A 20,002-nucleotide genomic window follows, 5' to 3' on the forward strand; every position below is an offset into this window, starting at 1 on the left:
ATCGTAATAGTTTGTTGCCTTTTAATGAGTTGTATCTTTAAAGGTTAACACAGTTGCATAGATATTTGTAATTTTACTGAAGCTCTAGACGTGACTTTTCTATGAAAAACCAACCTATTATTGAATTACTAAAATCTGGAGAGGCTGCTTTTTTTAAGGAACAATACAGTCTGTATCGAGAAGAGTTTATAGGATATGCCTTGAAAAAAGGAGTCGATCCAGAAGCTGCTGTAGATATCTATCAAGACTCCTTTGTAATTTTATTTGAGAATGCAGCCTCTGGAAAATTACAATCACTAACCAGCAGTTTAAAGACCTACATTTTTGGCATTGCAAATAATAAAATCTACGAGGTTCTAAGAAAAGATCAAAACACTGTTAACCTTGATGATCTATCCTACATAAAAGAAGAAATAACACATTTAGATCTGGAAGAGCAAGTCTTAACTTCAAATCAACGAGTCCTACGTGTGGCATTTGATCAACTAGGAGAACGTTGTAAAAATATCATTTCACTATTTTACTTAGACGGTCTGACTATAAAAGAAATAATGACCGTAGAAAATTATACTAGTGAAAATACAGTAAAAGCCCAAAAAAGCCGCTGCATGAAGCAACTTAAAGAACTCACAAAAAACTAATATGAATTCCCTTACCCTTATACAAAACGTGATTCATAATCGAGCTTCTCAAGCTGAGTTTATAGAATTTCAAAATCGTCTGGAAAAAGACCCTGCATTTAAAGCGCTTTATGAAGAGTCGCTAGATATAAGGGCAATTGCATTGGAACAGAAAAAATCAAAACTCAAAAACCTATTACAAGAACAAGAAAGAAAAGTAAATCAAGCAGCGTCTGAAGGTTCTACAATAACTAAAAAGATTAGTGTTTTTAAATTTTTAATTCCAGCTGTAGCCGCTGCTGCTATCATTATTTTTTCATTGAATCTATTCGGTAATAGTATTACAACATTAGAGCTTTTTGAATCTAATTACGAACCATACAGGAATGTAATGGGTGGTATAGAGCGCGGTGAAGAAATCAAAGAAGACTTAATAAGTAAGGCATTTTATACTTATGAAATAAAAGATTATACCACTGCAGCTATATTGTTTGAACAGTTATATGAAACCGATCAACAAAGCATGTACCTCTTTTATCATGCAAATGCTCAATTAGGAAAGGGAAATACGCAAAAAGCCATTTCTTTATACAAACAACATCAGAATGTACAAGATGATTTTTATGCACGATCCCGATGGTATCTTGCTTTGGCATATTTGAAGAATGATCAAATACAAGAAAGTATTGCTGTTCTAGAGGGAATTTCTAAAGTTAAGTCTTACAACTACGTTAAGGCTAGAGAGCTTTTATTAAGTTTAGAAGATTTGTAGAAGTTTCGCTTTCGCGAAAGCGTGAACTACATAAAAAATATCTACAAACATGTTAACCTTTACAAACGTGTTTGCATTAAGAGGAAAATGACCTCTCATGAAGAACTTTACAACCTATTTACTTTTATTTATTACCATACAATTTTCTAGTGCACAATTCTATGGACCTAATGATTTTAGAATCAGTGATGCTGGCGGTTTTGGCAGTACGGCTACAGAAGTTGACTTTCCAGACCTAGCTTATAACATTACATCTCAAAATTACCTAGTAGTATGGGATAGCGATGATACCGATCAAAATGGAGTTGTAAATAACAATAATCAAATAATAGGTCGTTTTACAGATCTCAATGGTAATATTCTAGGTAACGACATATTAATATCATCATTAAACTTAGGAAATAATCAGCGCCGTAATCTTCATCCTAGAATAACTTTTAATACTACAGATAATAACTATTTGGTTGTATATCAAGGTGATTTTAATAGTAATAAAACTGAAGCTTATGGAGTAATCGTTAACCAAGACGGGACGATAAATACTACCGATTTTAGAATAAGTTTTACGGCTGCAAATGAAGATGGTAGGTCTCCAGCAATAGCTTATAATCCAAATTTGAATGAATATTTGGCCATATTTATTTCTAGGATTTTATCGACCAGCACAACGCCTGCTCGAATAGAAATTACGGGTCAGAGAATCTCTAATACAGGTGTATTATTAGGGAATGCTTTTGATATCACTAATTCAACCACTGCTGGTGCGCAAACTAATGGATCAATTCCAGACATTATATTTAATCCGCTTTCTAATGATTATGTTGTTACCTATGTCGCTTCTCCTATAACAAATGAAGAAGAGGCCTATGCAACAATAGTAAGTCAAACAGGTGTCATAGGTAATACCGTACGATTGAGTAATAGAGGTGCAATAGGTAATTCAGGTTTTGCTAACAAATCGGTTAGAGCAGCTCATAGTAATATAGACAATTCTTATCTATTTGTTTATGAAGCAGATAATTCTACTCAAGGAGAATATGACGTTTTTGGAGTGATTTACGATGCTACAATGAACCTACTAGTGCCTGAATTTGAAATAAGTCAAGTAGGTGGCAGCGATACCAGATTAGATGCAGTGGCTCCTCATGTTGAATGGTTGCCATCAGACAATATGTTTTATGTTGTTTTTCAAGCTAACCCATTCTTTAGTGATAGAAATGAAAGAGAAATATTCATGCGTTCCGTATCTTCTACTGGAACGGTAGGTGCAAATTTACTTAGAGTATCTGAAGCGCCTGTGGCTGCTGCAGGAAGCGCAACGCAACCTAGAATAGTCAGTAACGGAGATGGTGCTTTACTTACGGTTTACAAAGCCGAAGACACATCTACTCAAAGCATGATGGTAAACGGCGAATTTGAAATCTATGGTCAGTTTTATGGGACAGCCACCTTTAATGAGACTGAACAGGAATTAACAGCTGTAAATGTATATCCCAATCCTGCCTTAAATGAAATTTATATCACGGGTCTTAATCATGTTTTTTCATTATCTATTTATGATGCCATAGGAAAACAGGTTTTTAAAAAGAAAAATCATAGCAGTGATCAATCCATTTCTATAACTGATTTTTCTAAAGGTTTATATTTTATAGAAATAGAAATGCCTGAAAGAAAAGAAGTTATTAAATTTATAAAGGAATAGTGATTCATTAATGAAATTTAGTCAACTCATAATAAGCATCTTTATCATCACACTAATTTGTAGTTGTGAGAATAAAGAGGTGGAAAAAGAATTGCCAAAAAGCCAAGTCTCTCAGGAGCTCGAAAAAGCTAAAAAACTTTATAAAGAAACTACTATTGACTTTATAAAATATTCAAATAAACAGATACGTCAAAAATTAGATAGTGCATTAGCAATCACTAATTCTATTAAAAAACATGACACGGCTTTCTTAATTAAACTTTACCGATATGACGCTCAATTCAAAGGATTAAATCTAAAGATGGATGAGTCTCTTAATCAATTAGAAAAAGTTATTTTATTACAACAGTCATATTCACAAACGGATACTTTAAAGCTTCTTTCTGACTATCATTTTATTTCTCGATATTCTTTGGATAATAGTCTTTTGAGAAAAGCTCTTTACGAAGGCGTAAGGCCGCAAAAAGATCTAGCAAGCAAGCAACTAGAGTCTTTTCCTGAAGTAAATAAACAAAGTATAGAATATTTACAGTATTTGCTTAATGCAATGAGTTCTGAATACTCGATATATCAAGAACTAGGCGATTTTGCTGCTATTGAAAAATGGATTACGGAAGCTGAGCCTTTTTTTCTTAGTCAAATGGAGTCTGTATCTAATTATAAAAATAACTCATCAACTCCAAAAAATCCATACTACGATTTTGAAATTAACTATTATTTGTCAAACCTAGCATTTAAACTATCGGAATATTATTTTATTAATAATCAACAGGATAAAGCCATCTTCTATAATAATCATTTTAAAGACTTTTACCATCCAGTAGATAATTACGCAAATCTAGTTTACTGCCTTAGAAAATTTAGATCTAAGCAAAAATTAGATGAAAAAGAAATAGACAGTATGTATAGTCAAGCTGTATTTCACAATAATTTGGTTCAAAAAAACAGTAATTTTAAGGAGATAGAGAAGAAACATTATATAGAAAATAAATGTCTGGGTATTTTAAGTGAGATAACTTCAAGATATGCGTACCGTAAATTTGGAGATGGTAAAGAAGCCGTTGCATGGTACGAAAAAGCCATTAAACTGGTGGATGATGCAGAAACTGATCAACAAACTCATCCACTATTTAGTATTAATAAACTGCTCATTTATTATGAGAAGCAAGAAGATCCAGAAAAACTTAGATTCTATTTAGATCAATTTTTTATGTACAATGAAAAAATATCTCAAATAAGTCAAGATAGAATTCTGTTAGGTTATGAAATACGATATGCTTTGAATTATGGCACAAAAGAGACAGCTGTTAGAATTTTAAAAGATTTGTTTAAATCTTACAATATCAATGGCTACGACATAAATACTAGCCGCGATGCTTATTCTAAAGTGAACGGTATACCTCAAAACGTTACTGACTGTCTTAAAATAGCAAATACCATTAAGCGTTATAATGAACAAAATCCTGAACACATGATTGAGGTATTGCCTTTGTATTTTTTAGCATCTGCTATACTAAAAAGTTATATAGGTAATCAACCTAGTGATCAAGATATTGAAGTTCAAAATGAAATAAAAGAAAACCTATTACGATTAGCATACACAAACAATAAACTGACTAAAAATCATTTAAAAATGGTTTTATTGAGTATTCAAGAACTACAACAGCCTTTGCTTCATAAAAAACTAAGTATTAACGATCTTTTAAAAAAACACGACATTTCCCATTTAGGAAAGACTTTAGAGTATTTAAAAAATCAAATTCAAATTGACTTAGAAAGATTAAATAATAAAACACTAGATAGTGACAATGATTTTTGGGAATCTCAATACGCATTGCACCAAAGAGAATTGAAAAATTTAGTTGATTCTATAAGTGTCAAAGCACCAAGCTTCCATATGATACAAAATACCAATTTAGATATGGATAGCTTTTTAAAAAACATGGATCAAAGTGATGCTATCATAAAACTAGATAGTGATGAAAAAGATATCTACGCTTTCATTCTTACCAAAAATAATATTGATATATCCTACGTGGCTTCAAAAAAAGACTATGAAAACATATTAAAACATAGCAAGAATTCAGATTTCAATTTTAAAAAACGAAATATTTTATCTAAAAAAGTTGTTTCTAAAACAAATGGCAAAAACTTTATAAAAATAATCCCTGATATTACATTAAATCCATTGCCAGTGGAGTACCTAGTTAGTCCTGAACAAGTAGGAAGTTATATTACATCCATAAACACTGTTAGTAAACACAATGAAAATCAAACTCTTAAAGCAATTGTTTTTAGACCTGATTATAACGAAAAACGTAATCACACAGCAGAAACTCTTGTCAGGTCCGGTAAATTTGAATTGCCCTATGCAAAAGAAGAGACTTCCTATATCAATAAAATATTTAATTCAAGAAATATGGAGGCCGCAAATGCAACTAAACAAAATTTTTTAAAAGAGGCTCCTGATTATAACATGCATCACCTAGCTATGCATGCTGTGGTAAATCCTGAAAATGATAATGAAGGAAAACTACTTTTTCAAGGAGAAACGGATGATGACTATTTAAAACTTAGAGAGGTGTATAACCTGTCTTTAGATTCACAATTGATAACACTAAGTGCATGTAATACTGCTTATGGTAAAGTAGATCCTATAGAAGGTACCTTGAGTCTATCTCGTGCATTTCAATATGCTGGTGCTCGCGCAACCTTAACTAGTTTATGGCGTGTTCCAGATCGAGAGACCTCTATTATTATGAAAAGCTTTTATACTCACCTTAAAGACGGAGATCGTAAAGATGTAGCGCTTAAAAAAGCTAAACAAGATTATCTAAGAAACCAGATAGAGGAAGATTTAAAGCATCCTTATTATTGGGCAGGATTTATAATTACTGGCGACACCAGTCCTATTATTTTTCCCACACCATGGTATTATTATCTAGCCATAGGTTTAATAATTGTGATGGTGTTTGTACTAATCTCGCTTTCGCGAAAGCGTATTAATAAAGGTCTGAAAGTCGTGAGGAAACCCTAATCCCACAGTTTAAAACGAGCTCCAAATACCATATTTACCTGACGGAATAGAAAACTCTGACTTGCAGAATCTGAAGTGTCAGCAGTAGTTCTGATATCATTCATGTTGATATAACCACCTTTTAATTCTGTTTGAACAAAGAAGTGCTCAAAAAACTCAAAATTAATACCTAGCACAGCACTTAAGCCATATCCTGATACGTGAAACTCATCATAACGCTGGCGGCCCAATAATTTAGTATTTGTTTTAGGAATAATGATTCCTCCTTCAAGACCAGTGACCGCTTGAAGGCTAAAGAATTTATAATCCCACAAATGGTCCATGCGACGCAATCCTATATTAACATAGTTAAGCCCATCAGTATGTTCAAACTGTAAAAACGAGCGATCTAGCGATATCTCCTCATTATTATAAACGCCGTTATATAGGGTAGAGGTATCGTCTATGCGACCATTAATACGCACGGTTTGATCTCTTAGCATAACATATTTCATATGATCTGCTCCTATAGAGATATTATACTTGTCGTTTATAAAATATCCTATTCTAAAATTGTATTGAGGTATGGTTATACTACCAGGATTTAGATATTTTTTAGGATCAAAATCTGATTGACGATCATAAGCCACTACATCTTCAAGAGTAAAGTCATAGTTGTCGCCTGTAAATGTAATATCTGATTTACTATAGGCAGATAAGTTCCAACCCCAATAAATGTAAAAATCTCCTTTGCGACCTGATGTATTAACCGGTTCTACTTGTGAAAATGACTGATTAAAAATAGTAATTACTAGAAAGGTAAATATGTAGTATTTCATACTTATTGTTGTGCAAAACGCAAAAGTAACACTAATAAAATGAGAACTATAAAGGCTACTATAAAAAACAATCATAGTAGAATAGATAAATTAATGCTAAATTGATATATTTATGCTAAATTAATATAGGTTATGAGAGTTTGCCCTGCTTGTTCGTCTGAAAATCATATCAAAAGCGGAATTATTAATAACCGTCAACGCTATAAATGTAAGGATTGTAACTATTTCTTTACAGTAGATAAAATAGGTAAAAAGATAGATGATTACTACGTTAATAAGGCCTTGCAACTTTACCTTGAGGGATTGACATATAGAGAGATAGAACGTATTCTTGGGATATCTCACGTAAGTATATTGAATTGGGTAAAAAAGTATAATATTAAAAGACCTAGCAATACAAAATATCATCCTACTTATAAGATTTTAAATGCTGTAGAGTTAGGTGAGTATTTCTCTAATCCACTCAATATTAAAGGTGCAGGCGCTGTCGTTACTGAGCTAGGTGATAAGTTCATGCTTATACAATGGGAACGATTTAGAGATTAAACTATAGTACTTAACAGATAGCTATATTAAATTTTTATTAACATAAGATTTTGATGAGGTTAGCAGTGCGGTTAGAATTGAATTCTAATGGTTTATACTAATCTTAAAAACAATATCTTATGAAAAATAGATACGCTTTTTTTCTCTCATTTTTTCTTCTTGCAGTAGCTGTTGGATTTGCTCAAGGTTCGAGTGAGTATACAGGCGGAATGAAGGTGAAGCTTAATGAGGATGGATCTAAATATTTCCGCATTATTTCTTGGGCGCAATTCTGGGCTCAACATTCCGATAATGAGTCTTTAAATAGTTTTGGCAACGAGGAAAGTGATTTAAACTTTTCAATGCGCCGTGCTCGTGTATTAATGTATGCACAGGTATCTGACAAGTTTTTAATATTGACGCATTTTGGTCTTAATAGTCAGAACGCAAATAATCTCAATCCAGTTGGGAAAAGTGATAGTTCTCAATTGTTTTTTCATGACGTATGGGGACAATGGTCACTTAGTAACGATCACGCGGTAGGTGGTGGTTTACATTATTGGAATGGTATTTCAAGATTAAATAATCAAAGTACACTCAACATGCTGACGCTAGATAATAATCGTCAGAGCTGGGCTACCATAGGCTTAAGCGATCAGTTTGCTCGACATATGGGAGTTTATTTTAAAGGTAAGTTTGATAGGTTGCAATATCGAGTTGCGATTAATGAGGCTTTAACAAACGGTCTTGATGTTAATGGAATCCCAGCAGTTGATGACGCTACTTATAATGGTCGTGAGATACTAGGAAGTAAAGATGCTGGTAAGAATTATGCTGGTTATTTTGACTATCATTTCTTAGATCAAGAAAGTAACTTTTTGCCTTATAAAGTCGGTTCTTACTTAGGTGGTAAGGAAGTTTTCAATATTGGAGCTGGTTTTTTCTATCACCCTAATGGTAGTGTAAGTCTAGATGATAATAATGATTTTCAAGGTGAAGACGTTGCGATTTTTGCGGTGGACGCATTTTATGATGCGCCAGTAGGTGATAAAGGTGCTGCGATAACAGCATATGCTACTTATCAGAATAATGACTACGGTACTAATTTTACTTTAGGACAAACTTATGAAACAGGCTCCATGTTATATGGTCATGTGGGATATGTATTACCTAGTGAAAACACAAATCTTAAAATACAACCATACCTGTCATTGTCATCTCGCAGTATAGATGCCATTGATGATAATGCCACGCGATATGGTATAGGCGGTAATCTTTATCTAAGCGGTCATAATTCTAAAATTTCACTCGAGTACTCTAATCAAAAATATGGAAATCTGGATGCTGTAGGCACACTTACCCTACAAGCAATGATATATCTATAATCTTAAAATCAATCAATTATGTCAGATAAAAAAGCAAACGCAATTGCATACTGGAAAGAAAACATAAAATATCTATCCATTCTATTACTCATTTGGTTTATCGTTTCTTATGGAGCAGGTATCCTATTTAAAGATGCGTTAGACACCATACGTTTAGGCGGTTTTAAGCTAGGTTTCTGGTTTGCACAACAAGGTTCTATATATGTTTTTGTCATTCTCATCTTTGTTTACGTGCGCATCATGAATAAGCTTGATAAAAAGTATGGTTATGATGAAGAATAGTCAAAAGTAGAATTAAAGTAAATCTAAAAAATATACTGTTGTAGTAGGTGCTGGATTGGGAACATTACGCTTTCGCGAAAGCGTAATAATAAAATCATCTAGATCTTACACAACAACTAACAACTCAAAATATTAATATTATGGATGTTCAAATGTGGACTTATATACTTGTAGGACTAACCTTTACCCTTTATATAGGGATTGCGATATGGAGTCGCGCAGGTTCTACTAAAGAATTTTATGTTGCTGGTGGTGGAGTATCACCACTTGCAAATGGTATGGCTACTGCAGCAGACTGGATGAGTGCAGCATCGTTTATATCTATGGCAGGTATTATTGCTTTTGCGGGATATGATGGGTCAGTTTATCTCATGGGATGGACAGGTGGATACGTTTTGTTGGCGTTATTGCTAGCGCCTTATCTTAGAAAATTTGGAAAATTTACAGTACCAGATTTTATAGGTGATCGATATTACTCCAAAACAGCAAGGCTTGTAGCTGTGTTTTGTGCGTTGCTAGTTTCATTTACTTATGTCGCTGGACAGATGCGTGGTGTAGGGCTGGTTTTCTCGCGATTTTTAGAAGTAGAGATCAATACAGGTGTTATCATAGGAATGATTATCGTTTTATTTTATGCTGTTTTAGGCGGTATGAAAGGAATCACTTATACGCAAGTGGCGCAATATTGCGTCTTAATATTTGCTTTTACGGTCCCTGCAATTTTCATATCAATTCAAATGACCGGAAACCCTATACCACAATTAGGTATGGGAAGTACCCTAGCTGATGGGTCTGGAACTTATTTACTAGATAAACTAGACGGATTGAGTACTGAACTAGGGTTTGCCGCTTATACCGATGGTTCTAAATCGATGATGGATGTGTTTGCTATTACATTAGCATTAATGGTAGGAACGGCCGGATTGCCGCATGTTATTGTACGTTTCTTTACCGTTAAAAGAGTTAAAGATGCTCGTAAAAGTGCTGGATGGGCATTACTACTAATCGCTATTTTATATACAATGGCACCAGCCGTATCAGTATTTGCAAAAACAAATATGATTGATAGTGTTGTAGGTAAGTCATATGCAGATCAACCAGATTGGTTAAAAAATTATGAAGATTTAGGGCTAATCGCTTGGGCCGATAAAAATGGTGATGGGATCGTTCAATATAGTCCAGGTAATGCATTTGAAGGTAATAAATCCAAGCCTATGTTTAATGAAAAAGTACGTACAGCCTTAGGCAACAGAGCTACAACAAATGCGAGTATGACTTCTGCAAATGAGTTGTATGTAGATAGAGATATCATGGTGCTGGCAAATCCTGAAATAGCTAATCTGCCAGGATGGGTGATTGCGTTGGTTGCTGCTGGTGCACTAGCAGCGGCGCTGTCTACTGCTGCTGGATTATTACTGGTGATTTCATCGTCTGTATCGCATGATTTAATTAAGAAGGTAGTGAATCCTAACATATCAGAAAAAGGAGAATTGATCGCCGCGCGTTTAAGTGCAGTAGGAGCCGTATGTGTTGCAGGTTACTTTGGTATTAATCCGCCTGGGTTTGTGGCAGCAGTAGTTGCATTGGCCTTTGGTCTTGCGGCAGCATCCTTTTTCCCAGCAATAATACTTGGAATTTTTTACAAGCGTATGAATAAAGAAGGAGCAATTGCAGGAATGGTAATAGGTATCTTAACGATGTTAATCTATATGATGAAATACAAGTTGGGTTGGTTTGATGAAGTACTACCCGGTAAAGACGAGTGGTGGTTTGGTATATCTCCAGAAGGTTTCGGTAGTGTAGCGATGTTAATCAATTTTGTAGTGAGTCTGGTGGTTTGTCATTTTACATCACCACCACCACAAGATGTGCAAGATATTGTTGAAAACATACGTATACCTAGTGGAGCAGGAGAAGCAACTGGACATTAATCTAAAATATCAGGCAGTGCCATCCCTAAGGTACTGCCTGATATTATTTAGAGTTAGTAATAGAAAAAGTCCATCTCATTTTAACCTAAAAAATATTACCTTAAGAGTTTACTTGTAAACGATACTATGAAAAAACGCCATCAACAAAAACTTGTAATTCTATCGATAGGATTGGTTATTTTCTTAAACCTGCCTGTCATTTTCATTTTTAATAATGATACTGATATACTAGGGATTCCTTTGTTGTATGCTTACATTTTTTTTGTGTGGTTATTGAGTGTGATAATAACATTTACAGTTCTTAAAAAGTATGGCTAGTTATGTGATTATATTAGTTATTGTTGGGTATTTATCACTTCTATTTGCGATAGGTATCTGGGCAGATCGCAGGTCAAAATCTAAATGGGTTCATAATCCATGGGTTTATGCCTTGTCACTTGCTGTATACTGCAGTGCATGGACTTATTATGGTAGTGTAGGTATCGCAGCCACTAGTGGTGTTAGTTTCTTGACTACTTATTTAGGACCTATTATAGCTCTGCCTTTATGGATTCTCGTTTTGAAAAGAATTGTGGTTATTTCTAAACAATATCAAGTAGCAAGTATTGCAGACTTTATTTCATTGCGATATGGTAATAAAAGGTCCATCGGTGCGCTTGTAACTATTATTTGCGTGATTGCTGTATTTCCATATATAGCCTTGCAACTAAAAGCTGTTTCTGAAACATTTGATATTCTTTCAGGTAGCTCAAAAAGTGTTTCCGTATTTACAGATAGTACTTTTTATATCGCTGTATTATTAGCGGTTTTTGTGGCTCTTTTTGGTACACAAACAACAGATGCTTCTCGCAGACGCAGTGGTTTAATTTTTACGGTAGCTGTAGAAAGTGTTTTAAAATTAGTGTTCTTTTTAATTATAGGTGTTTATGTCACATTCTACTTGTTTGATGGGACCACAGATATATATAACCAAATATCAGCATTAGATGGATTTGAAAAGTTAGCGACATTTTCAAACATAGAAGCTAGTATTAATTGGTACTTTATGATTGCACTATCCTTTTTTGCAATTTTCTTATTACCACGTCAATTTCAAGTAAGTGTTGTAGAAAATACATCTGTCAATCATTTAAAAAAAGCCAGTTGGGTTTTTCCGCTTTATTTATTATTGTTTAATGTCTTTGTGATTTTTATAGCATGGGCAGGAAAACTATTATTATCCGGTGAATTAAATCCAGATTATTACACGCTTTATTTACCGTTAGCACATGGTCATAAGTTCTTAGGACTTATGGTTTTTTTAGGTGGTCTTTCTTCGGTCATCTCAATGGTTGTCGTTAGTGCATTAGCATTAAGTACAATGATTAGTAATAATTTAATTATTCCTTATGGCTTTATAAAAGCACTTAATGATAGTAATCCTAAACGTAATGCACAGCGTATAAAAAATGTACGTAGAGCTTCTATTTTTATACTAATCATAGGTGCCTATTTCTTTTATGTAAATTTCAATATTGAATTATCATTGTTTAGTATAGGCTTGATTGCTTTTGTAATTATTGCGCAATTAGCACCTGCCTTTTTTATAGGATTGTTTTGGAATCGAGGAAGTGCTATTGCTGCAAAGACAGGTATAATTGTAGGTTCTTTAGTTACTTTTTACACATTAGTGTTGCCGTTTATAACAGAGGTATTTGTAGAAGGTAGCTCTCTTATAACAAACGGTCCAGGAGGTATTGCACTTTTAAAACCATATGAGCTATTTGGTGTTGACTTTATGCCACCAGTAACTCATGCATTTTTCTGGTCTATGGTGTTTAATGTGATGTTCTATTTGGTTTTTTCTGTATTACAAAAAGGTGATTATAGAGAGCGCAATTATGCAGAACTGGTTGTTAATGCATCGAGCTATGGAGAGTTGCAAGAAAATGCTTTCGTCTGGAGAGGTGAAGCCTATGTGTCTGAGATCAGAAAAGCATTAATCAGATTTCTAGGAGAAAAACGTACTACGAGAGCATTAAATTTATTTTATCGCAAATATGATATTGATCCACAAGAAGAAAAGGCAGATGCTAGACTCGTTAATTTTTCAGAAAAATTACTGACCGGTTCTATAGGAGCTGCAAGTGCAAAATTAATGATTAGTAGTGTTGTTAAAGAGCAACCAGTTTCACTACCCGAAGTACTTAAAATTTTAGAAGAAAATAAGAAAACCATTACTATTAATAAGCAATTGCAACAGCAATCACATGATTTAAAACGTTTAAGCGATAGACTTAAAAATGCAAATCAAGCACTTGTTGAAAAAGATAGACAGAAAGATGAGTTTTTAGATACTGTAGCTCATGAGTTAAAAACGCCTACAGCGTCCATTAGAGCAGCAAGTGAAATTTTATTTGACGATGATGATATGCCTGTCGAATTAAAGAAAAAATTTCTAGATAACATCGTTAATGATTCTGATCGTCTGGCAGCATTAATTACAAATATTTTAGATCTTGAAAAACTATCTAATGGACGAGAAGTGATGGATAAAAAACAACACTCATTAAAAGATACTCTCCATAAAGCTGTAGATGGTGTTTATCAATTAGCTCTTAAAAAACAAGTTAAGATTGATGTTAATGAAATAGAATCCATAAATCTTTATTATGATGAGGATCGTATTCTGCAAGTATTCACTAATCTCCTTTCTAACAGTATAAAATTTGTTTCAAGTAAAGATGGAGTTATAAAAGTGAAGACTCAATTAACAGATACAACTGTATTAATGATTTTTGAAGATAATGGAAAAGGCATACCTCAAGAGGATATGGAGTTCATTTTTGATAAATTTTATCAGTCCAATAACCAAAATGTAAAAAAGCCCATGGGAAGTGGTATGGGATTAGCAATAAGCCGTCACATTATAGAAAGTCATCATGGTAGTATTAGGGTCGATCCTGATTTTATTGATGGTGCTCGATTTATAGTAGAATTTAAAAATTAGGAATATGAAGAAGATTTTAATTGTTGATGATGAACCTAATATCGTGATGTCTCTAGAATATGCATTTAAGAAGCAAGGATATTCAGTTTTCATCGCTCGTGATGGAAGTGAGGCGCTGGTTATTATGGAAAGAGAGATTCCTGATTTAGTTATTCTAGACGTCATGATGCCACAGGTAGATGGTTATGAGACCATTGGGATGATAAAAAATAATCCCGCTTTCGCGAAAGCGAAAGTCATATTCTTATCTGCAAAAAGTAAAGCTGCAGATATAGAAAAAGGTCTTAAGCTAGGTGCTGACGAGTATTTCACGAAGCCTTTTTCTGTTAAAAAATTAATTACAGCAGTTGATCATTTAATACGTGCATAGTTATGAATTACGATAGCCTCTATAAACAAAGTTTAAAATCGCCTGAATTATTTTGGGAAACTCAGAGTAACGAAATTGAGTGGTTCAAGAAGCCTCAAGAAATTTTATCTAAAGACTCAAATGATTATTACCAGTGGTTTAATGATGGAACTACAAATTTGAGTTACTTGTGTATCGATAAGCATATCAATGATGGATATGGCGAGCAACTTGCTGTTGTATATGATAGCCCAGTAACCCACAAAAAGGAATCATTTACATTCAATCAATTATATGATGAGGTATCTAGACTTGCAGGTGGATTAAAATCACTAGGTCTTGAAAAGGGAGATACTTGTTTGCTCTACATGCCCATGATACCACAAGCAGTGTTTGCAATGTTAGCATGTGCTAGATTAGGTGTTATTCACTCAGTTGTTTTTGGTGGTTTTGCACCTCATGAATTAGCGATACGTATTAATGATTGTAAACCCAAAGCTATTATTACAGCTTCACATGGTATAGAAATAAACCGCGTCATTCCATATAAACCGTTTGTGGATATAGCGATTGAAAAAGCAGATTTTAAACCAGAGAAAGTAATCCTGTTTAAAAGAGAAGAGGCGGCGGTAATGGATCAAAAACCTTATGATGTGGATTATCAGCAATTAGTTGCCGATTCTAAAATAACAGCAGCTGTTGAATTACCATCTACACATCCTTCATATATATTATATACATCAGGTACTACAGGAACACCTAAAGGGATTATAAGAGATACTGGTGGTTATGCAACAGCTCTTAAGTTTTCTATGAAAAAAATATATGGTGTTGATGAAGGTGAAACTTACTGGGCAGCAAGTGATGTAGGTTGGGTAGTAGGGCACAGTTACATTGTTTACGGACCACTGATCAATCGCAATACGACAATATTATTTGAAGGTAAACCTATAAAGACGCCAGATGCGAGTACGTTTTGGCGTGTGATTAGTGAGCACAATGTCAGTGTCATGTTCACGGCTCCTACTGCTATAAGAGCAATTAAAAAAGAAGATCCTGATGGAGAATATATTAAAAAGTATGATCTCTCATCTTTAAAATATCAATTTCTAGCTGGAGAACGTTGTGATGCTGCGACGCTATTATGGACTAAAAAACACCTTGGTATACCAGTAATAGACCACTGGTGGCAGACTGAAAGTGGCTGGCCTATGCTAGCCAATATGGTAGGCGTAGAGTTATTAGAAAGTAAAGTAGGTAGCGCAGGAAAACCAGTTTGTGGATATGATATCCAGATTTTAAATGAAAACGGCCTTGAAACAAAACCTGACGAAGAAGGTTATATCGCTATAAAACTTCCTTTGCCACCAGGTACGTTAAAGAATATCTGGGGCAATACAGAGCGATTTAAAAAAGGATATTTAGAAAGATTCCCTGACTTTTATTTTTCTGGCGATGGTGGCTATAAAGATTCGGATGGTTATGTGTTTGTAACAGGTCGTGTGGATGATATTATCAATGTTGCAGGTCACCGACTTTCTACTGCCGAGATGGAAGAAGTCGTCTCTAATCATACCGATGTCGCAGAGTGTGCTGTTTTTGGTATTCATTGTGATTTAAAAGGACAGCAGCCGCTAGGTTTAATCGTGTTGAAAAGCAAAACCTCAAATCAATTAGATCAAATACAAAATCAAATTGTTTTAAATGTACGAGAAGAGATAGGCGCTGTTGCTTCTCTTAGAAATGTTTTAGTTGTTAATCGATTACCTAAAACACGCAGTGGTAAAATTATGCGCAAATTGTTGCGCAACATAGCAGACGTAGATGATTTTAAAGTGCCGTCAACACTAAATGACATTCAAATCATAAGCGAGATTCAAGATATTTATAAGTCGCACAGAATCGGAAAATTTCAATAAAAAACTAACCCATTAATTTATAATTATGAGTAATTATCACATAAAACACCTCGAAGAATACTGGCAAGTTTATAGAAAATCAGTACGTAATCCAGAGAATTTCTGGGAAGAAATAGCCGAAGAACATTTCCTGTGGCGTAAGAAATGGGATAAGGTCTTAAGCTGGGATTTTTCAAAACCAGAAGTGAAGTGGTTTGAAGGTGCAAAACTTAATATTACAGAGAATTGTCTGGATAGACACTTAGCTACTAGAGCAGATAAAACCGCTATTATATTCGAGCCTAATAATCCAGATGAAGAATCACAGCACATAACTTACCGAGAGTTGCATGAACGTGTTTCTAGATTTGCAAATGTTTTAAAGTCTCAAGGGATTAATAAAGGCGATCGTGTTTGTGTTTATTTACCTATGATACCAGAACTAGCGGTCGCTATATTAGCTTGTGCAAGAATAGGTGCCATACACTCAGTAGTATTTGCTGGATTCAGTTCTACAGCGCTAGCGACACGTATTAATGATTGTGATTGTGAAACTATTATATGTAGTGATGGTAGCTATCGTGGTAAAAAAACTATTGATCTTAAAAGTATTGTTGATGAAGCTTTAGAGAGCTGTCCAGGTATTAAAAAATCATTTGTTGTAAATAGAATCAATAGTGACGTAGTGATGAAAGAAGGACGTGACATATGGTTACAACCTTTGTTAGATGAAGCAAGTCCTACCTGTAAGGCTACAGTTATGGATGCCGAAGACCCATTATTCATTTTATATACTTCAGGATCAACAGGTAAGCCTAAGGGAATGGTGCATACCACGGCAGGTTACATGGTTTATACAGCATATACCTTTAAAAATGTATTTCAATATCGAGAAAATGACATCTACTGGTGTACTGCAGATATAGGTTGGATCACTGGCCATAGTTATATTGTTTATGGACCTTTAGCAAATGGTGCCACATCTGTCATGTTTGAAGGCGTGCCGTCATATCCTGACTATGGTAGATTCTGGGAAATAGTAGAAAAACACAAGGTCACACAATTCTATACTGCGCCTACTGCAATTAGAGCGCTCGCTAAAGAAAATATAAGCTTTGTAGAAAATCATGATTTGAGCTCTCTTAAAGTTTTAGGTACCGTTGGCGAACCTATTAATGAAGAAGCGTGGCACTGGTATAATGATAATGTCGGGAAGAAAAATAGCCCTATAGCAGACACGTGGTTTCAAACAGAAACTGGCGGAATCATGATCTCACCTATACCATACTCTACACCTACCATACCTACATATGCCACCTTACCATTACCAGGTATTCAACTAGCACTAATGGATGAAAAAGGTAAAGAAATAAAGGGAAATCAGGTAGAAGGAAGATTAACCATTAAATATCCATGGCCATCCATGGCGCGTTCTATTTATGGCGACCATGAAAGATATAAAAACACCTATTTCAATAGTTTTGAAAACATGTACTTTACTGGAGATGGCGCATTAAGAGATGCTGTAGGATATTATAGAATTACAGGTCGTGTAGACGATGTAATCATTATTAGCGGTCATAATTTGGGAACAGCACCTATAGAAGATGCGATAAATGAGCATCCTGCAGTGGCAGAAAGTGCCATTGTAGGTTTTCCACACGATATTAAAGGAAATGCTTTGTATGGTTATATTACTTTGAAAGAAACAGGAGAAGGAAGAGATCATGATAATCTGCGTAAAGAAATCAATCAATTGATCGCAGATCGTATAGGAGCTATCGCAAAACTGGATAAAATTCAATTTACTCAAGGTCTGCCAAAAACTCGCAGCGGTAAAATTATGCGCCGTATTTTAAGAAAGATTGCATGTAATGACACCTCTAATCTAGGTGATATAAGTACTCTTCTTAATCCCGAAGTTGTTGAAGATATTATAGAAAAAGCGCTTATTTAGTGCTGTAAATAAATTGTATTTCGCTTTCGCGAAAGCGTACCAAATAAACACCACGTAAATAAATTCAAAATTTGTTTACGTGGTTTTTTTTGGGGAATAATATATCATTTTAGATGAAAGATGTTCACGTGTTTTACTATCTGTTGGTTTTAAATTTGCACTATAATAATAAGTAATATACATAGTCATGAAAACATTTATAAAAATAACAACAGCATTAGTGTTTTTTTTATCCATTCATAGTAATGCACAAGTTTTTCAAGATCAATTAGATGAAATTTATTTAGGATCAGCAAAAGTAGAGTTAAATGATTTTATACTGCTAAATAGTGAAATAAGTAACAGTGATCGATTTAAATTTAGGAAAGCACTGCGTGCCGCTAGAAATGGTCAAGATAGCTTAGTATTTACGAGTGATGAATATCGTCTAGCACTAACGGAAGTAGAGTACTTAAAACTGATTAGAAGAACGGCAAATCAAAGTAGTGATTCAACAGAATTTGTAACTAAGCTCAGTGCTCAAATGCCATCATTAAAAGATATTATTGAATCAGATGTTTCTTATACTAATCTTTATGAAGCTGTAAGACCTACCACATTTTATGGTAGAATTGAGGCTTTACCAGATGTGCTGTAATTACATTCATATAAATATGAAAAACACCTAACAAATTGACGACGTTGTTAGGTGTTTTCGTATTCATTTTTTAAGGAAGTCTTTAGTATACTTAAATTAAGAACGGTACGTCCTTTCTTTCCAAGCTTGTCCAAAGGGTGATAAATACAGAGTTTTATCAGTTTTACGAGATTCTGCATACCATTTCCTTTGTTGTGGACTTAAATATTGTTGTGCATCATTTCTATTTCCTAAAGCACTATTTATCAATGTGCGCTGTAGAGGAGATAAAGGTAAATACTGGTAGTTACTATGTTTTAAATAATAATCTTCATCTTTAGAACTGATTCTGTAAGATTGATCCTTTTTAATAGGACGCATTTCTTGACTACTTGCATAACTGTTTAAATCATTAATGTTTACCGCAGTGTTGTCATAGGTTACTTTTACTACTTCATAACCATTCATAAATCCTGCCTCGGTATTCAATATACCAGGTTGTGTACCTAATAGCTTCTCGCCACTCCAGAAACAGTACATGCTGTAGTAGGTTTCTTTGTTCCTAGAATTGATATAGCCATAAAGTTCTTTTGCTAAAATTTTCATGTACTGTGGAATCTCTTTTTTGCAAACTTTTAAAGCATTTTCCATTGCACTATATAATCCTTGGGCACTGTAATCATTTCCCACGCGATCTACGATATCTACACCATCATAATCTACAATGCGTACCACGGGATTATTCCATGCAGGTTCTTTATAGATTTTTAATACATCTTTATCCTTTCCGCCTTTATTATTAAAAATAGCTAATGGAATAAATTCATTTTGAATAGCCTCAGTCATCAATGGGTTACTCAATACATCGTGACCATAATTACGACAAGTAGCGCATCCTGGAACTTCTTGAAATAAAATAAGAACTGGTTTATTGTATTCTTTAGATAATTGTAACGCGGTTGAATAATCTCTATACCAGCTTATAGCACCTAATTCTTTATCTTGATTTTTTGGGTCTGTTCTTTGTGCGCTTGTAGCTATTGAGTATAGTGCTAAGCTTATAGCTATAATAGTGTTTACCGTATTTTTCATAACCTTTTTGTTTGGATTAAAATTAGAGT

General features: G+C 34.2%; 15 protein-coding genes. 13 read left to right on the forward strand and 2 right to left on the reverse strand.

What is annotated here, in order from left to right; all coding sequences use genetic code 11:
- Positions 1-101 precede the first annotated feature (101 nt).
- The 4 genes from ACJJVI_RS00350 to ACJJVI_RS00365 all read left to right on the forward strand — a co-directional run bounded on the left by ACJJVI_RS00350 (position 102) and on the right by ACJJVI_RS00365 (position 6,131).
- Positions 102-641, forward strand: coding sequence for an RNA polymerase sigma factor (locus ACJJVI_RS00350; protein WP_036579975.1), 540 nt, complete (start codon positions 102-104; stop codon positions 639-641).
- A gap of 1 nt (position 642) precedes the next feature.
- Positions 643-1,392: a hypothetical protein gene (locus ACJJVI_RS00355; protein WP_405349657.1), complete on the forward strand. Its 750-nt coding sequence runs from the start codon at positions 643-645 to the stop codon at positions 1,390-1,392.
- 97 nt (positions 1,393-1,489) lie between these two features.
- A complete protein-coding gene (locus ACJJVI_RS00360; protein WP_405349660.1) occupies positions 1,490-3,094 on the forward strand; it encodes a T9SS type A sorting domain-containing protein in 1,605 nt (534 codons plus the stop codon).
- 10 nt (positions 3,095-3,104) lie between these two features.
- Positions 3,105-6,131, forward strand: a complete 3,027-nt coding sequence (locus ACJJVI_RS00365; protein WP_405349661.1) for a CHAT domain-containing protein — start codon at positions 3,105-3,107, stop codon at positions 6,129-6,131.
- On the opposite strand, the gene ACJJVI_RS00370 is transcribed toward ACJJVI_RS00365, so the two are convergent.
- On the reverse strand, positions 6,128-6,949 hold the full coding sequence (locus ACJJVI_RS00370; protein ID WP_397301341.1) for a hypothetical protein: 822 nt from the start codon (positions 6,947-6,949) through the stop codon (positions 6,128-6,130). The two genes, ACJJVI_RS00365 and ACJJVI_RS00370, sit on opposite strands and share 4 nt — an antisense overlap.
- Positions 6,950-7,081: 132 nt before the next feature.
- Between ACJJVI_RS00370 and ACJJVI_RS00375 the strand changes: the two genes are divergently transcribed.
- The 9 genes from ACJJVI_RS00375 to ACJJVI_RS00415 all read left to right on the forward strand — a co-directional run bounded on the left by ACJJVI_RS00375 (position 7,082) and on the right by ACJJVI_RS00415 (position 18,902).
- Positions 7,082-7,495 carry a terminase gpP N-terminus-related DNA-binding protein gene (locus ACJJVI_RS00375; protein WP_006795955.1) on the forward strand — a complete coding sequence of 138 codons (414 nt, stop codon included), beginning with the start codon at positions 7,082-7,084 and terminating at the stop codon, positions 7,493-7,495.
- A gap of 119 nt (positions 7,496-7,614) precedes the next feature.
- Entirely contained in the window at positions 7,615-8,859 is a 1,245-nt protein-coding gene (locus tag ACJJVI_RS00380; RefSeq protein ID WP_405349664.1) for a hypothetical protein, read from the forward strand.
- An 18-nt stretch (positions 8,860-8,877) separates the two neighbouring features.
- A complete protein-coding gene (locus ACJJVI_RS00385) occupies positions 8,878-9,141 on the forward strand; it encodes a DUF4212 domain-containing protein (RefSeq protein ID WP_036579994.1) in 264 nt (87 codons plus the stop codon).
- Positions 9,142-9,281: 140 nt separating this feature from the next.
- On the forward strand, positions 9,282-11,072 hold the full coding sequence (locus ACJJVI_RS00390) for a sodium:solute symporter family protein (RefSeq protein WP_036579996.1): 1,791 nt from the start codon (positions 9,282-9,284) through the stop codon (positions 11,070-11,072).
- Between the two features lie 310 nt (positions 11,073-11,382).
- A complete protein-coding gene (locus tag ACJJVI_RS00395; RefSeq protein ID WP_405349667.1) occupies positions 11,383-14,061 on the forward strand; it encodes an ATP-binding protein in 2,679 nt (892 codons plus the stop codon).
- Between the two features lie 4 nt (positions 14,062-14,065).
- The gene (locus tag ACJJVI_RS00400; RefSeq protein WP_036580003.1) at positions 14,066-14,431 is read left to right on the forward strand and encodes a response regulator transcription factor; all 366 of its coding nucleotides are present in this window, start codon (positions 14,066-14,068) and stop codon (positions 14,429-14,431) included.
- A gap of 2 nt (positions 14,432-14,433) precedes the next feature.
- A complete protein-coding gene (locus tag ACJJVI_RS00405) occupies positions 14,434-16,329 on the forward strand; it encodes an acetate--CoA ligase (protein WP_405349670.1) in 1,896 nt (631 codons plus the stop codon).
- A 25-nt stretch (positions 16,330-16,354) separates the two neighbouring features.
- Entirely contained in the window at positions 16,355-18,265 is a 1,911-nt protein-coding gene (gene acs / locus ACJJVI_RS00410) for an acetate--CoA ligase (RefSeq protein WP_042248483.1), read from the forward strand.
- A gap of 187 nt (positions 18,266-18,452) precedes the next feature.
- On the forward strand, positions 18,453-18,902 hold the full coding sequence (locus ACJJVI_RS00415; RefSeq protein ID WP_042270666.1) for a hypothetical protein: 450 nt from the start codon (positions 18,453-18,455) through the stop codon (positions 18,900-18,902).
- A 96-nt stretch (positions 18,903-18,998) separates the two neighbouring features.
- On the opposite strand, the gene ACJJVI_RS00420 is transcribed toward ACJJVI_RS00415, so the two are convergent.
- On the reverse strand, positions 18,999-19,973 hold the full coding sequence (locus ACJJVI_RS00420; protein ID WP_052408390.1) for a VPGUxxT family thioredoxin-like (seleno)protein, type 2: 975 nt from the start codon (positions 19,971-19,973) through the stop codon (positions 18,999-19,001).
- Positions 19,974-20,002 lie beyond the last annotated feature (29 nt).

Origin of the sequence: Nonlabens sp. Asnod3-H03 (assembly GCF_045063665.1) — a bacterium.
In the GTDB taxonomy this organism is placed as follows: Bacteria; Bacteroidota; Bacteroidia; order Flavobacteriales; family Flavobacteriaceae; genus Nonlabens; species Nonlabens ulvanivorans.

Coding starts and splice junctions, on each gene's coding strand:
- ACJJVI_RS00400 (WP_036580003.1), top strand. CDS start 14,066: ATGAAGAAGATTTTAATTGTTGATGATGAACCTAATATCGTGATGTCT.
- ACJJVI_RS00420 (WP_052408390.1), bottom strand. CDS start 19,973: ATGAAAAATACGGTAAACACTATTATAGCTATAAGCTTAGCACTATAC.
- ACJJVI_RS00385 (WP_036579994.1), top strand. CDS start 8,878: ATGTCAGATAAAAAAGCAAACGCAATTGCATACTGGAAAGAAAACATA.
- acs (WP_042248483.1), top strand. CDS start 16,355: ATGAGTAATTATCACATAAAACACCTCGAAGAATACTGGCAAGTTTAT.
- ACJJVI_RS00390 (WP_036579996.1), top strand. CDS start 9,282: ATGGATGTTCAAATGTGGACTTATATACTTGTAGGACTAACCTTTACC.
- ACJJVI_RS00380 (WP_405349664.1), top strand. CDS start 7,615: ATGAAAAATAGATACGCTTTTTTTCTCTCATTTTTTCTTCTTGCAGTA.
- ACJJVI_RS00365 (WP_405349661.1), top strand. CDS start 3,105: ATGAAATTTAGTCAACTCATAATAAGCATCTTTATCATCACACTAATT.
- ACJJVI_RS00405 (WP_405349670.1), top strand. CDS start 14,434: ATGAATTACGATAGCCTCTATAAACAAAGTTTAAAATCGCCTGAATTA.
- ACJJVI_RS00355 (WP_405349657.1), top strand. CDS start 643: ATGAATTCCCTTACCCTTATACAAAACGTGATTCATAATCGAGCTTCT.
- ACJJVI_RS00415 (WP_042270666.1), top strand. CDS start 18,453: ATGAAAACATTTATAAAAATAACAACAGCATTAGTGTTTTTTTTATCC.
- ACJJVI_RS00375 (WP_006795955.1), top strand. CDS start 7,082: ATGAGAGTTTGCCCTGCTTGTTCGTCTGAAAATCATATCAAAAGCGGA.
- ACJJVI_RS00370 (WP_397301341.1), bottom strand. CDS start 6,949: ATGAAATACTACATATTTACCTTTCTAGTAATTACTATTTTTAATCAG.
- ACJJVI_RS00350 (WP_036579975.1), top strand. CDS start 102: ATGAAAAACCAACCTATTATTGAATTACTAAAATCTGGAGAGGCTGCT.
- ACJJVI_RS00395 (WP_405349667.1), top strand. CDS start 11,383: ATGGCTAGTTATGTGATTATATTAGTTATTGTTGGGTATTTATCACTT.
- ACJJVI_RS00360 (WP_405349660.1), top strand. CDS start 1,490: ATGAAGAACTTTACAACCTATTTACTTTTATTTATTACCATACAATTT.